The following is a 14,993-nucleotide window of genomic DNA, read 5'->3' as shown; positions in this document are numbered from 1 at the left end:
GGGCTGGCTCGTTGTCAGCCACGCAGCACCGACGCAAGCATGCCCAGGAGGGCCTCGTTGCGGCGGCCGGTGCTGAGCGGCGCAGTTCCGTTCCCACCGAGACGTGGATCAGGCCGGGGCGCATTCATCAGCGCACGGCAGACGGGTCGCCGGCCCGCCCATTCGAACGCTGACGCAGCTCCGGCCCACCCTCCTGCGGAGGGCGGGCCGGAGCGATGGCGCGAGAGGCGCAATGGCGCGTAAAGGCGCAATGGCGCGAGAGGTCAGCGCACCCGACGGCGGCCGTGGGTACCGGCGACGATCGCCACGCCGACAGCGGCGAAGGCGACCTGCAGCATCAGCTCGATCCAGTCGATTCCGCTGGTCTCGTCGACGCCGAGGGCACCGGCGACGAGTGTGCCGAGGATCGCCGCGACCACACCGATGAGCAGTGTCAGCCAGATGGGGATGTTCTGCTTGCCCGGTACGACCAGCCGGCCCAGCGCGCCGATGACCAGGCCGATGATGATGGCGGCAAAAAAGCCGGAAATTTCCACGGGAAGCCGTCCTTCAAGAGAGAGATGTAGTCGCCGGCTTGATTGCCCCAAGCAACCAACCCCAAAACATCCCCCAGCCCCGCCCCGCCCACGCACCCCCCAGCCCACGCGATCTTGCACTTTGTGCTGCCGTAATGCGGCTTACGCCACGTATGTCAACGCAGAAAGTGCAAGATCGCGGGAGAGTGGGTCTCCCGGACGGCGGCACCCCCCTACGCCGTCGATCATGGAGTTGTGGTGGTGCACAGAACGGTTGTTAGGGGCTAAAGCGGCCACCATAAGTCCATGATCGACGGAGTGGGGGGGTGCGGGGGTGCGGGGGTGCGGGGGTGCGGGGGTGCGGGGGTGCGGGGGTGCGGGGCGGGGGTGCGGGGGTGCGGGGCGGGGCGGGGGTCGGCGTTGGTGGGTCCCTCTGTGGGGCGGGAGCGGGTCGGTGGTCTCCGTCTGTCGTGGTCTGCTTTGGGTCGCCGGACCGGCGCTAGGATGACCGCCGTGCAGTTCGGGGTGCTCGGGCCGCTCGCCGTGACCACGGACGTCGGCGAGCCGGTGGTGGTGCCCGGCACCAAGGTGCGGGCGTTGCTGGCCGACCTGTTGGCCAACCGCAACCAGGTGGTCTCGGCGGACCGCCTCATCGACGATCTGTGGGGTGACGACGCACCCGCCAATCCGACCGGGGCCCTCCAGGTGCGGGTGTCGCAGCTGCGCAAGGCGCTCAACGATGCCGAGCCCGGCGCCCGCGAGCTGGTCGAGTCCCGGCCACCCGGCTACCTGCTGCGGGTCGACGCGGTCGACGTCGACCGCTTCGACGAGCTGGCCCGCTGCGCCGACGTCGACCGGCTGACCGAGGCCCTCGCCTTGTGGCGCGGCGAGGCGTACGCCGACGTGGCCGACGCCGAGTTCGTGCGGGCTGAGGCGGCCCGCCTCGCCGAGCAGCGCCTCGTCGTTCAGGAGCGGTTGGCGCAGGCCCGGCTGGCCCGGGGTGAGCATGACCTGGTGGCCGGTGACCTGGCTGAGCTGGTCGCGAGGCATCCGCTGCGCGAGGGCCTGCGGGCGGTGCACCTACGGGCGTTGTACGCGGCCGGCCGCCAGTCCGAGGCGTTGGAGAGCTATGCCGAGCTGCGGGCCCGACTCGCCGAGGAGTTGGGCCTCGACCCCGGCCCGGAGCTGGTCGCCCTGCACCGCAGGATCCTCGAACAGGACGCCAGCCTGAACGCCCCGCCGAAGGCCGCGATCGTCCGGGGCAACCTGCCGGCCCCGCTCGACGAGTTGATCGGGCGGGACGAGGCGCTGGCCGAACTGCGGGCGCTGCTGCCCCGGCAGCGGCTCGTCACGCTGGTCGGCCCGGGCGGCGTCGGCAAGACCCGGCTGGCCACCGAGACGGCCCGCGCGGCGTCCTACCCGGACGGCGTCCGACTGGTCGAGCTGGCCCCGCTCCCGGCCGGTGACGCCCGCGTCGCCGAACAGGTCCTCGGCGCTCTGGGCGCACACGAGGCCGTCGGAACAACCCAGTCCCCCGCCGATCGGTTGGTCACGGCCCTGCGGCACCGGCAGTTGCTGCTCGTGCTGGACAACTGCGAACACGTCATCGAACCGGTCGCCGAGCTGGTCGCCCGGCTGCTGCGCGACGTACCCGGGGTGAGCGTGCTGGCCACCAGCCGGGAGCCGCTCGGGCTGACCGGTGAGCTGCTCTGGGAGGTACCCCCACTGCCGGTGCCCGACGACGGTGACCTGGACGCGGTCCGGCGCTCGGCGGCGGCCCGGTTGTTCGTCGCCCGGGCGGCCGCGCAGCAGCGCGGTTTCCGCCTCGACGAGCCGACCGCGGCGGCGGTGGCCCAGCTGTGCCGCCGCCTCGACGGGCTGCCGCTGGCATTGGAACTGGCCGCGACCCGGGTCCGCGCGCTGGGCGTACGCGGGGTGGTGGACCGACTCGACGACCGGTTCCGGCTGCTCACCTCCGCGCAGCGGGACGTGCCACAGCGGCAGCGGACGCTCACCGCGGTGATCGGTTGGAGCTGGGACCTCCTGGACGAGTCCGACCAGGTGGTGCTCGCCCAGCTGGCGGTGTTTCCGGACGGCTGCACCCCGGAGGCCGCCGAGGAGGTCTGCCGAACCGACCTGGACGCCCTCGCCCGGCTGGTGGACCGATCGCTGGTGGTGCTCGACGATTCCGGCGCGGCCCCCCGCTACCGGCTGCTCGAATCGGTGGCCGCGTTCTGCCTGGAACGCCTCGCCGACGCCGACGAGGTACGTGGGCGGCACGCCTCCTACTACACCGAGCTGGCCGAACGCGCCGACCCCGGGCTGCGCGGGGCCGACCAGCAGCGGTGGCTGGCGCTGCTCGACACCGAGCTGGCGAACCTGCGGTCGGCGCTGGCGCACGGTGGCGGGCTGCGCCTGGCGGTCGCGCTGAGCTGGTTCTGGTTCCTGCGCGGCCGGCTCACCGAGGCACGGCGGGCGCTGGCCGTGCCCGGCGACGCGGAGCAGGAGGCCCGCGCGGCACCCTGGCGGGTCGGCTTCGCGCTGTCGCAGGGCGAGGTGATCGCACCGGACGACGTGCGCGCCGCCGTGGCCGCCGACCCGGACAGCCACGCCGCGTGGTTCGCTGCCAACGCGGTGATCGAACACGGCGACCTGGCCCTGGTCTCGGAGCTGCTACCCACCGCCGCCACCGACCCGTGGACCGAGGCGGCGGTGCTCACCTCCCTGGCCCACATCGCCCACGCCAGCGGTGACCAGGCCACCCTGGAGCGCACCGCGACCCGCAGCGCCGCGCTCTTCGCCGACCTCGGTGACCGGTGGGGTCGGCTCCGGGCGACGGAGTGGGTGGGTGGGCTGGCGGACATGCGCGGCGAGCACGAGCGCGCCGCCGCGCTGCACCGGGAGGGGCTGCGCTGGGCCGAGGAGTTGGCGCTGTGGCCGCAGGTCTGCGCCGAGCTGTCCTGGCTGGCCTGGCTCGCCGTGCAGACCCGCGACTACGCCCAGGGTCGGGAACTGGCCGAGCGCGCCTACGACCTGGCGGTGGAGCAGGGCTCGCCCGGCGCCCTGATCTTCGCGGAGATGAGCCTCGGGCTGGCCGCCCGCCGCGACGGCAAGCTCGACCTGGCCGTCACTCACCTCAGCCGCCTCGCCGACCTGGGCCGGGGAGAGAGCCAACCCGCGCTCTACCTGCCGATGGTGCTGGTGGAGCTGGGCTACGCGGTCGAGCAGGGCGGCGATCCGGACGCCGCGTTGGCCCTGCACGTCGAGGCGTTCGAGGTCGCCGAGGCGATGGCGACGATGCGCGACGCGGTCGGCCCGCTGGAGGGGATGGCGGCGGCGGTGCGCTCCCCCGAGGTTGCCGCCCGGCTGCTGGGCGCCGCGGCCGCCGCCCGGATCGCCACGCAGTCCCCCGCCGCGCCGGCCGAACGCGACGACACCGACCGGGTGACCGCACGCCTGCGGGCCGAACTCGGGCCGGAACGCTTCGACGCGCTGCTCGCCGAGGGCGCGCGGCTGAGCCCGGGCGAGGCCCGGGCCCAGCTCTGATTGGCGCTCAGGAGGTCACCTTCGGCTGGTACGAGGCGACGATCACGCCGCTCTTGTGCACCCGGGTGTCGACCAGGTCGAACGACGCCTTGACGTCGGCCAGCGGCGTGGTGAGGCTGGGGCCGCCCTCCAGCACCGGGTGGATCCAGAACCGGACCTCGTCCACCAGGCCCGCCCGGATCAGCTGGGCGGTGACCGAGCCGAAGCCGTACTGGATGATGTTCTTGCCCGGCTGGGCCTTGAGCGCGGTGACCGCCTCGACCAGATCGCCCTGGAGCACCTCCGTGTTGTTCCAGGTGGGGTTGGTCAGGGTGGTCGAGGCGACGTACTTCTTGACGTTGTTGAAGTACGCGGCGCCCGTGGTCGGGTCGCTCTCGTCCCTGGTCGGCCAGGCGGCGGACATGCCGTCGTAGGTGGCCCGGCCCATCAGCATCGCGTCGGCCTCCTCGGTCTGCGCCCCGGCGAGGCCGGCGGCCTCCTCGTCGAAGTACGGCATGGTCCACATCGGGTTCTCGATGACGCCGTCGAGGGTGATGTAGGTCGAGTTGACGAGCTTGCGCATCGGGATCTCCTGGGTCTCGGTCGTGCTCTCCGGTGACACCCAGAACTCTGCCGGAGCCCGCTTACGATTCGCTTCAGGTGCGCTTACCGGCGTCGTCGACCGGGCCCTGCTCCGGGCCGGTCGACGGGATCGGCAGCGCCTGCGGGGTCACCGTGCCGCCGCCGGTCGAGTGGGCCGGGGCGGGGCGGTCACCGCCGCGGCTGTGCAACCGTCCGCGCCCGGCCGGACCGGGCCGCCGGGTCACCTCGACGGTCACCATCCGCACCGGCGGTGGCGGCGCGGTGAAGCGCCCGACGCCCCACCGCACCCAGATCGGGATCCGGCCGGCGTCCGCCTCCGCGCGCAGCTTCTGCACCGTACGGGCCCGGTCGGTGTGGTCGACCTCCACCACGACGGGCGGACCGTCCGGACGGGCACACGCCACGTCGAGCACCGAGTGCCGCTGCTCCAGCGGCGGTGGCAGCGGCAGCACGCTGGGCGCGCGCCGGTAGACCCGCCAGCCCTGGGCCTCGGCCCACCGCACCACCGAGTCGATCAGCCGCGCGGTGACCTCGTCGGTGTCCAGGTCGACGAAGGTGACTTCGGCCAGCCAGCGACCCAGGTCCGCGGCCAACCGCTCGTCCTGCGCCGCGACCTCCACCGGCGCAGGATAACGCCTCAGCCGACGACGGTCGCGGTCGCGGCGAGGTGCCGGGTGAGCCAGCCGGTGGTGGCCGTACGGGCCGCCTCGGCGTTGGCCCGCGACAGGAAGTCGTGCCCCTCCCCGGCGAGCACCAGGTGCCCGTGCGGCACACCCCGGTCGGCGAGGGCCTGGGCGACCTGGGCCGACTCGCCCGCCGGCACGTTGGTGTCGTTGGCGCCGTGGATCAGCAGCACCGGCACGTCCAGCCGGTCGATGTGGGTCAGCGGGGAGAGGTCGCGCAGCAGGTCGGCGTCCCGGTGCGGGTCGCCGTACTTGCTGACCGCGGCGGCGGCGATCCACGGCTCGGTGCCGGCGAAGAAGGTCCGGAAGTCGGAGATGCCGCACTCGGCGACCCCGGCGGCGAACAGACCGGGGAAGTTCACCAGCACCGCGAGGACCAGGTAACCGCCGTAGGAGCGGCCCAGGACGCCGAGCTGGCCGGGCCGGGCGACGCCGGCGTCGACGAGGAAGTCGGCGCAGGCCGCCACGTCGGCGATCGCGCCGTAGCGGCCGGCGAGGTTGTCGGCGGCGACAAACGAACGGCCGAACCCGGACGACCCACGGACGTTTGGCGCGAAGACCGCGATGCCCTGCGCCACCAGGGCCTGGAACAGCGGGTTGTAACCGGGACGCTCCTGCGCCTCCGGCCCACCGTGCAGGCTGATCGCCGTCGGCCAGGGACCCGGCCCGGCCGGGCGGTAGAGCCAGCCGGAGAGCGGTAACCCGTCGCGGGCCCGCAGGTCGACCAGTTGCGGCGCGACACCCGCGTTGTCCGTACGCGGGACGCCCGTGTCCGGCCGCAGCGGGCGCGGCGCCCCGGTCGACGGGTCGACCAGCCACACCTCCCGGGGCTGCACCGGCCCCTGTGCGGTGAGGCAGAGCAGGCCGCCGTCGGCGGCGAAGACGGCGTCGCCGAGAACCTCGCCGGGGGCGGCGACGGCCCGCTGCACACCGCTGGCGAAGTCGAGCAGGCTCAGCTCGCTGCGCCCGCCGTAGGTGTTCCACAGCAACGCGCCGCGCTGCCCGTCCGCGCTGGGCGTGACGTGTTCCAGCTCGGCGTCCGGTCGTCCGGCGAGCCGGGTCGGCGGCTGCTCCGGTCGGGTCAGGTCGACCCGCACCAGCGCGGCGAGTTCGGAGTACGCGTCGGTGCGGGCCAGCACGCTCGTTCCGTCCGGGCCGAACCAACCCTGGTCGGTGCTGCCCCGCCCGGTGTCCGGGAAGAGCCGCCGGCGGACGCCGGTGGCCACGTCGAGCACCTCCAGCCAGCGGGCGTTACGGGGGCCGCGGCGCAGCAGCGCGGTGCCCGCGTCCGGGGTCACGTCCAGGAGGGTGAGCAGGTCTCCCTGGGCGAGCACCCGCCGGTGCCCGGTGGCCGCGTCGACAAGCAGGGCCTGCCCGTGCTCGTCGGTTTCGGTGACCGCCAGCACCGCGCCGTTCGGCAGCCAGCCGGCCAGCGCGGCGCTACGGCGGCCGAACCCGGCAACCTGGTGGCGTCGCGTGCCGTCCGGGCGCAGCACCCACAGCTCGGTGCGGGGCGCGCCACCAGGGGCGACGACACAGGCCAACCACTGGCCGTCCGGGGACCAGCTCAGCGCGAGAACCGGTTCGTCGCCGACGGGCAGCGCGACGGGCGCACCCGCGTCGACCTCGCAGACCCAGACGCCGGGCGTGCCGGCCCGGTCTGAGAGGAACGCCACCCGGCGGCCGTCGGGGGACGGCGCGGGGGCGGAGTCCTCGCTGATCGGCACCGGTGGTGACACCGGCCGGTGGCTCGCGGGTCGGGGCCGCCGGGTGGTGCGCGGCGGCTCAATCCGTACGCTCATCTAAACCCCGATCCGCTGCAACCAGAGCTCCAGCAGCCCCAGCTGCCAGAGCGCGTTGGAGCCCAGCGTGGTCCGCCGGGCGTTCGGCGCGTCCAGTAACTCCTCCAGGTAGTCCTTGCGGAACAGGCCCCGCTCGCGCGCCGGCCGCGCGGTCAGCGCGTCCCGCACGTCGTCGAGCAGTGGACCGGAGAGGTGCCGGATGGCGGGCACCGGGAAGTAGCCCTTCGGCCGGTCGATCACCTCGTCCGGGACGATGCCCCGACTCGCGGCCTTCAGCACCCCCTTGCCGCCCTGCGCCAGCTTCATGCTCGGTGGGCAGGCGGCGGCCAGCTCGACCACCTCGTGGTCGAGGAACGGCACGCGGGCCTCCAGCCCCCAGGCCATCGTCATGTTGTCGACCCGCTTGACCGGGTCGTCGACAAGCATCACCAGGCTGTCCAGGCGCAGCGCCGCGTCCAGCGCGGTGTCCGCGCCGGGCGCGCCGAAGTGCGCGGCGACGAACTCCAGGCTGGCGTCCTGGTCGAGCATCCACTCGGGCGCCAGGTGCCCGCCGAGCGCGTCGTGGCGACGATCGAAGAACACCCGGGCGTACGCCTCGACGGCGTCCGCGCGGGCCACGTTGGCCATCGGCGGGTACCAGTCGTAGCCGGCGAGAATCTCGTCGGCGCCCTGTCCGGACTGCACCACTGTGATGCGCTGCGAGACCTCCTCGGAGAGCAGGTGGAACGCGACGCAGTCGTGGCTGACCATCGGCTCGCTCATCGCCGCGATGGCCTCGTGCACGGCGGGCACGAACCGCTTCGCGCCGATGCGGATCTGCTGGTGGTCGGTGCCGAAGTGGCGGGCCATCAGGTCGGAGTAGTGGAACTCGTCGCCGCTCTCCCCCGCCGCCGCCTCGAAGCCGATGCTGAAGGTGGCCAGGCCGGTCTGGCCCTGCTCGGCCAGCAGGGCGACGATCAGACTGGAGTCGAGACCGCCGGAGAGCAGCACGCCGACCGGCACGTCGGCGACCATTCGCCGTCGTACGGCGGTGCGCAACGCCGCCATGAGCCGTTCCTGCCACTCCTCGGCGGACATGGTGGGGGCGGCGGCCCGGTTGAACTGCGGCCGCCAGTAGGTGGTGTCGGTGCTCCGGCCGTCTGCGGTGATCACCCGGACGGTGGCCGGCGGCAGCTTGCGGACCCCGGCGAGGATCGTGCGCGGTGCCGGCACCACCGAGTGGAAGCTCATGTAGTGGTGCAGCGCCACCGGGTCGAGGTCGGTGTCCACGTCACCGGCGGCGAGCAACGCCGGCAGGGTCGAGGCGAAGCGCAGCCGGCCCGGCCCCTCGGCCAGATAGAGCGGTTTGATGCCGAGCCGGTCCCGGGCCAGCACCAGGGTGTGCGTGGCCAGCTCGACCAGGGCGAACGCGAACATCCCGTAGAACCGTTCGACGCAGGCCGTCCCCCACCGGTGGTACGCCTTGAGGATCACCTCGGTGTCCGAGGTGGACCGGAAGGAGTAGCCGGCGGCGGTCAGCTCGTCGCGCAGCTCCCGGTAGTTGTAGACGCAGCCGTTGAAGACCACCGCCAGACCCAGCTCGTGGTCGACCATCGGCTGGGCGCCCGCGTCGGACAGGTCGATGATGCGCAGCCGGCGGTGAACCAGGGCCACCGGTCCCTGCTGCCACCGACCCTCGCCGTCCGGGCCCCGGGAGGCCAGGGCGGGGAGCATCCGCTCGACGGCGGCCAGGTCCGGTGACGCCCCGTCGAGGCGGAACTCGCCTCCGATACCGCACATGGCTCACACCTCTCATCGGCTGGATCCGCTGGGTGCGCTGACCGGTCCAGGCTTGGCGGACCGGGTTGCGTCCCGATGACGGGTGGGTCAAGCGTCGGTTACGCCGACGGTTCGTCGGCTCCACCGAGCAGCCAGGTGTCCTTCGAACCGCCGCCGCGCGACGAGTTGACGATCATGCTGCCGGCCGGCGCCACCCGGGTCAGCGCCACCGGCGCGACCTCTGCGGTGTCGCCGAGGAACACGAACGCCCGCAGGTCGACGTGGCGGGGAGCCAGCGCGGTGCCGTCGAAGACCGGGTGGGTGGTCAGCGCGATCATCTCCTGGGCGATCCACCGGTGCGGGGCCGCGAGGATCTGCTCCCGGACGGCGTCCAACTCCTCCGCCTCGGCGCGGGGGCCGATCACCACCCGGTCACCGCCGTACCCGTCGACCGGCTTGAGGACCAGCTCGTCGAGCCGGCCCAGCACCTCGGCCCGCTGCTCGGGCAGCCCACACAGGTACGTCGGCACGTCCCCGAGCAGCGGCTTCTCGCCCAGGTAGTACTCGATCAGCCGGGGCACGTACGCGTACAGCGCCTTGTCGTCACCGACGCCGTTGCCCAGCGCGTTGGCCAGTGTGAGCCGCCCGGCGTGCACGGCGGCGAGCAGCGGCCAGCCCAGCGGCACCCCGTCCGCGCCGGGCGCGTGCAGCAGCGCCTCCTCGTCCATCCGCAGGTAGATCACGTCGACCTCGCGGCGGCAGCCCTCGCGGACCAGCCGGACCCGGCCCTCCTCCACCAGCAGGTCGCTGGTCTCGGTCAGCGGCACGCCCATCTCGTCGGCGAGCAGCCGGTGTTCGAACCACGCCGGGTCACCGGGGCCGCTGCTGAGCACCACCACGGCGGGGTCGTCGGCCGCGGCCGGCGCGGCGGCGACCAGCGCCCGGTACAGCATCGCCGGCGTCTCGTCGGCGGGCAGCAGATCCGCCGGCACCGGCAGTTCCGGCAACACCGCCTGGGTCAGCCGACGGTTCTGCACCGCGTAGCCGATCCCGGAGGGCACCCGCAGGTTGTCCTCCAGCACGTACCAGCCGCCGTCCGGGTCCCGGACGAGGTCGGTGCCGGACACCTGGGCGCGGGTGCCCCGCCGGCCCATCAGCGCCCCGGTCGGGCGCAGGCCGGGTGAGGACTCCACCACCCACGCCGGCACCACACCGTCGGCCACCACCGCCCGGTCGGCGTAGACGTCGCGCAGGAACGCGTCGAGGGCGCGGGCGCGTTGCACCAGGCCGGTACGCAGGGTCCGCCAGTCGGCGGCGGGCACCACCCGGGGCACCAGGTCGACCGGGAAGAGCCGGGTGCTCGCCTCGCCGGCCACGCTGAACGTCACGCCCCGGGCCCGCTGCTCCTCGTCCCGGTCGTGTTCGCGTCGACGCAGGGCCCCGGCGCCGAGTTGGCGTAGGGCCGCGAGCATCGGGGCGTACGCCGGTTGCGGTCCGGCCGGTCCGAAGACCTCGTCGCCGGCGTCGGCGTACGTGGGCAGCGCCGGCGGCGTCGGCGTACCCGGCAGCGGCCCGCGGACCCGGCCCCGGGTCTCGTCGAGCAGCAGGTCGACCACGTCGGCCAACCGGCCCCGTCGTTCGTACGCCCGCCGCTGCCGGGCGGCGGAGCTGCCGCGTTCCAGCGCGTACCGGGTCAGCTCGCTGACCTGCTCCCAGTCCCCGGTCGCCTCCAACTGTGGGCGCAGGTCGCTCACCAGGCGGCGGACCGCCTGGGCGGCCGGCACGGGTCGGGCCGACCGGGGCAGATCGAGCAGGTCACCTTCCAACCCGGAGCGGGCCGCCCGCCACACGGCGGCGCGCAGCACCGGTGGTCGCACGGCCGTACGCTCCACCCCGGCGCGCAGGGCGGCGACCTCCCGTCGGACGAGCGCCCGGAACAGACCGGTGAGCAGGACGATGGTCTCCACGTCGGCGTTGGCGTCGGTGATCCGCAGCTCCACTGTGGGCACGTGCGCCGACGGCCGGACGTCGAAATAGATCATGGCGGGGTCGGTGATGGTCTCGGAGGAGATCAGCTCGGCGACCAGCGCCTCGTGGTCCGCGGCGCTGGTCACCTCGCCCGGGTCACCGGCGGTGGGCCACCGCTGCCAGACCAGGGACCGCACGCTGGCGTAGCCGCTGTCCTGGCCCATCCAGTACGGCGAGCTGGTGGAGAGGGCGAGCAGCACCGGCAGCCACGGCTGGACCCGGCGGGTGACCGCCACCGCCAGGTCCCGGTCGGAGACGCCGACGTGCACCTGCGCTCCGCAGATCAACTGCTCCCGGGCGAGCATCTGGTACTCGTCGAGCATCCGCCGGTAGCGGGAGGTGGGGGTGACGCTGGGGTCGCCGTCGGCGCGCAGCGGCACCGTACCGGCTGCCACGATGCCCAGACCGGCCCGGTCGGCGACGTGGACGGCCGCCTGACGCAGCCCGGTCAGCTCGGCGCGGATCTCGTCCAGGGTGCGGCAGACCGCGGTGTTGGTCTCCACCACGCTGCGGTGCAACTCGGCGGTGAACGAGGCCGCCGGCAACCGGTCGAGCAACTCCCCGGCGCGGGGCACCAACTCCCGGGTGTGCAGATCGACGACGTGGAACTCCTCCTCCACCCCGAGCGTGGCCAGGTCCGCCGGGTCACCGTCGTCCAGCGACAGGACCGGATTCGTACGGGGGGCGGGCAGCGTCCGGCCGTTGCCGGACCGGCTGACCGGCTCGTCGTACGTCGGCGCGTTCGTGGTGTTGTCGGCCATGGTCACCCCGGTTCGCGTGTCGGTGGTCTGGCTGTCCGACGAGCGTTCCCAGGGTTGGTACCGGGGGTGTTTCCGGCGCGTTAAGGTGACGCGCCCGTTCTGTCCGCGCTGCTCAGCGCTGCGCGGCCGGGTACTCGATGGTCGCGGCGACCCGGTTGGCGGTGGCGGCGCCCAGTTCCCGTTCGGTGAGCCACAGCCCCAGATCGAGGCCGGCCGACAGCGCGCCAGCGGTGACCCGGTCACCGTCGTCGACCACCCGCTCGTCGAGGACGGTGACGTCGTGGGCGCGCAACTCGTCGTACGCGTTGCGGTTGGTGGTCGCCCGCCGGCCGGTCAGCAGGTCGGCGGCGGCGAGCAACAGCGCACCGGTGCACACCGACGCCATCCACTGCGCCGATGCCGCCACCGCGGCCAGCTTCGCCGGCAGCACACCCCGCTGCGCCTGCGCCCAGGCACCCTCGGGTGCCCGGTTCAGCCATCCGCCACCCGGGACGATCACGCCGTCTGCCTGACCCAGCACCTCGGGCACCTGGAGTTGGACACCACGCATGCTGGTGACCAGCCCCGATCGTTCGACCGCGACCAGCGCCACGTCGAAGCCAGCCATCGACAACACCTCGAACGGTCCGAAGACGTCCAGTTCGTCGAAGCCGTCGAACACCACGATCTCGATCCGCATACGGCCCAGGATCTCCTGCTGGCCGGGCGGCGGCGAGTGGCATCCTTGCCACCATGCGTAAGCATCCTGCCAAGCATCGGGTCGTCGTCCTCGCCCTACCCCGGGTTGTCGCCTTCGATCTGACCATCGCGACGCAGGTGTTCGGCCATGAGGGCCACGGCCGGTACGCGATGACGGTGTGCGCAGTGGACGGTGGTTCGGTGTCCACCACCACCGCGGGCCTGGAGCTGACCGTCGCCGCGACGCTCGGCGCGCTCGACGACGCCGACACGGTGATCGTGCCCGGATTCCGCCGTAGCCCGGCACCGCCGCGTGCCCTCGAGGCGTTGCGGCACGCACACCGCCGTGGCGTCCGCATCGCGTCGATCTGCACCGGCGCCTTCGCGCTGGCCCAGGCCGGTCTGCTCGACGGCCGCCGCGCGACGACCCACTGGGCGCACGCCGATGCGCTCGCCCAGGAGCATCCAGGGATCGTCGTGGACGCGAGTGCGCTGTACATCGACGAGGGTGAGGTGATCACCAGCGCCGGACTCGCCGCTGGTCTGGACATGTGCCTCTATCTCGTCGGCCGCGACCACGGTCAGGCTGCCGCCATCCAACGGGCTCGCCACATGGTCACACCGCTGCACCGAGCCGGTGGTCAGGCCCAGTTCATCCCGGTCGGCGTTCCGGGTGAGGACGACGAGTTGGCCGAGGTCATCACGTGGGCGAGCAGCAACCTGCACCGCCCGATCACCGTCGCGGACCTTGCCCGGCAGGGTGTGATGTCCAGCCGTACGCTGCACCGCAGTTTCCGGAGCCGGTTCCGGATGAGCCCACGAGCGTGGCTGATCCAGCAACGGCTGCGGGCCGCCTGCGCCCTGCTGGAGAACGGCGGGATCACCATCGACGAGGTCGCACGGCGTACCGGCCTGGGCACGGCGACAAACCTCCGCGCGCATTTCCAGCGGGCTTTCGCCACCACCCCTACCGCGTACCGGCGGGCCTTTACACAGTGACCGTCCGACGGTGGCCGTGGCGCGGTGGTGGTGACAGCCGGTGGTGTCGGGGTGTCCCACCGGCCTGGACACCCCGACACCAGCAGTCTCGATTCGATCAATCCCGGTCAAGGAGCGGCCGGGGTCACCTCATGTTGGCCACCACGAACGGCGCGTGGCCGTGCAGGTAGTTGGTCCACCCACCGGTCACCGGCGCTCCCGGGCTGAGCAGGTTGGTGGTGTCGGTGCCGACGTCGAGCTTCCAGGCCGTCCAGGAGACGCCGTTCGCCTTCATCCAGTCGATCCAGGACTGCGCCTCCGGCAGGCAGGCCCGGCCGTCGAGACCGCCATCGGCGTTGCTGGCCCCCCACTCCGTGACGAACAGCGCCAGACCCGCACGGATCGCCGCGTCGCCCTTGGCGCGCAGCGACGCCCCGTGCGTGCAGGAGTAGAAGTGCAGGGTGTACATCAAGTTGGTGCCGGTGACCGGGCTGGCCGCCGCGACGTCCACGTCCTGTGACCAGGTCGGGGTGCCGAGCACGACGATGTTGTCCGGGTCGGCGGCGCGGATCGCGGACACCACGGCCTGGTGGTACGGCTTGATGACGTTGGTCCAGCTGACCTGGAGTGGCTCGTTGTAGGGCTCCCAGATGACGTTGGGCAGGTGGCCGTACCGGCGGGCCAGGTCACCGAAGAACGCCACCGCCTGGGACTGGTTGTTCTGCGCCTCGTGCGCGTGCCAGTCGACGATCACGTAGACCCCGGCGGTGACCGCGTTGTTGATGATGGTCTCCACCTGCGCGCGGGCCTTGTTCGGGTCGCTGAGGTACGCCCCCGCCGGCTCCACCCCCATGGCCGCGCGGATCACCTGGAGGTTCCAGTTGTCCCGCATCCAGCGCAGCGCGGAGAGGTTCTCGGCGTACGGGGCGGTTTCCCAGTTGAGCCACATGCTGCTGATGCCCCGTAGCTGCACCCGCGCGCCGTTCTTGTCGCACATCGTCGTGCCGCAGACCCGCAGTTGCCCGTGCCGCTCGACCGGCGTGCCGGTGGTCGGCGGCGGCGTGGTGGGCGGCGGGGTGGTCGGGGGCGGCGTGGTGGGCGGCGGGGTGGTCGGGGGCGTGCCACCGCCGCAGGACGCGCCGTTCACAGTGCAGTTGAGCGGGGTGCCGGTGCCGTTGGCAAGGAAGCCGAACGACGTTGACGCGCCAGCACCGAGAGTGCCGTTCCACACCACGTTCGTGAAGGTGTGGTGGCTGCCTGAGGTCGTCTGCTCGGCGTTCCACGACTGGTTGATGCTCGTGCCGGCCGGCAGGTCGAACTCGACCCGCCAACTGGTGATCTGGGCGGAGGTGTTGTTGGTGACGGTGACCTGCCCCTGGTAGCCGTTGCCCCAGTTGTTGGTCACGGAGAACACGGCGCTCGCCGCGCTGGCCGGGGTGGCGACCATCGCCACCGCCCCGGCGAGCAGGCCGGCGATGGCCAGAGTCGTGACAAGTCTCAGTGCGCGCATGCTGAACCCGCTTCGGATCGACGGTGGTGGTCTGAGGCGGGGCGGCGCCTGGGCGCACAATATCGATCAACGACTATGGGAGCAAGGTGGGAGCAGTGGTCGGAGGGATCAGCACCGGCGTCCCACACCAGGCCCGGCCCCGATCAGGCCGG

General features: G+C 72.9%; 10 protein-coding genes. 2 read left to right on the top strand and 8 right to left on the bottom strand.

Annotated features, from left to right (window positions below; all coding sequences use genetic code 11):
- Positions 1-263: 263 nt before the first annotated feature.
- Positions 264-536 carry a GlsB/YeaQ/YmgE family stress response membrane protein gene (locus tag ABZU43_RS12580; protein ID WP_355006636.1) on the bottom strand — a complete coding sequence of 91 codons (273 nt, stop codon included), beginning with the start codon at positions 534-536 and terminating at the stop codon, positions 264-266.
- A 483-nt stretch (positions 537-1,019) separates the two neighbouring features.
- Between ABZU43_RS12580 and ABZU43_RS12575 the strand changes: the two genes are divergently transcribed.
- Complete coding sequence (locus tag ABZU43_RS12575) at positions 1,020-4,061, top strand: BTAD domain-containing putative transcriptional regulator (RefSeq protein ID WP_355006635.1); 3,042 nt, start codon at positions 1,020-1,022, stop codon at positions 4,059-4,061.
- 7 nt (positions 4,062-4,068) lie between these two features.
- Here ABZU43_RS12575 and ABZU43_RS12570 read toward each other — a convergent pair whose 3' ends face one another.
- The 6 genes from ABZU43_RS12570 to ABZU43_RS12545 form a co-directional block, all read right to left on the bottom strand.
- Positions 4,069-4,623: a dihydrofolate reductase family protein gene (locus ABZU43_RS12570; protein WP_355006634.1), complete on the bottom strand. Its 555-nt coding sequence runs from the start codon at positions 4,621-4,623 to the stop codon at positions 4,069-4,071.
- Positions 4,624-4,696: 73 nt separating this feature from the next.
- Entirely contained in the window at positions 4,697-5,263 is a 567-nt protein-coding gene (locus tag ABZU43_RS12565; protein ID WP_355006633.1) for a hypothetical protein, read from the bottom strand.
- 17 nt (positions 5,264-5,280) lie between these two features.
- Positions 5,281-7,128, bottom strand: coding sequence for a S9 family peptidase (locus tag ABZU43_RS12560; protein ID WP_355006632.1), 1,848 nt, complete (start codon positions 7,126-7,128; stop codon positions 5,281-5,283).
- Entirely contained in the window at positions 7,129-8,907 is a 1,779-nt protein-coding gene (locus tag ABZU43_RS12555; protein WP_355006631.1) for an N-acetylglutaminylglutamine amidotransferase, read from the bottom strand.
- Between the two features lie 98 nt (positions 8,908-9,005).
- Positions 9,006-11,675 (bottom strand): carboxylate--amine ligase/circularly permuted type 2 ATP-grasp protein, encoded by a 2,670-nt coding sequence (locus tag ABZU43_RS12550; RefSeq protein ID WP_355006781.1) that lies wholly within the window; start codon positions 11,673-11,675, stop codon positions 9,006-9,008.
- A 112-nt stretch (positions 11,676-11,787) separates the two neighbouring features.
- Positions 11,788-12,354 (bottom strand): DJ-1/PfpI family protein, encoded by a 567-nt coding sequence (locus ABZU43_RS12545; protein ID WP_355006630.1) that lies wholly within the window; start codon positions 12,352-12,354, stop codon positions 11,788-11,790.
- A 53-nt stretch (positions 12,355-12,407) separates the two neighbouring features.
- On the opposite strand from ABZU43_RS12545, the gene ABZU43_RS12540 reads away from it, so the two are divergent.
- Complete coding sequence (locus ABZU43_RS12540; protein ID WP_355006629.1) at positions 12,408-13,352, top strand: DJ-1/PfpI family protein; 945 nt, start codon at positions 12,408-12,410, stop codon at positions 13,350-13,352.
- A 124-nt stretch (positions 13,353-13,476) separates the two neighbouring features.
- Here the strand turns inward: ABZU43_RS12540 and ABZU43_RS12535 are convergent, their stop codons facing one another.
- Entirely contained in the window at positions 13,477-14,841 is a 1,365-nt protein-coding gene (locus ABZU43_RS12535; protein ID WP_355006628.1) for a cellulase family glycosylhydrolase, read from the bottom strand.
- Positions 14,842-14,993 lie beyond the last annotated feature (152 nt).

The organism is Micromonospora sp. NPDC005205, assembly GCF_040608275.1.
Lineage (GTDB): Bacteria > Actinomycetota > Actinomycetes > Mycobacteriales > Micromonosporaceae > Micromonospora.
This window is presented reverse-complemented; position numbering and strand designations above follow the sequence as displayed.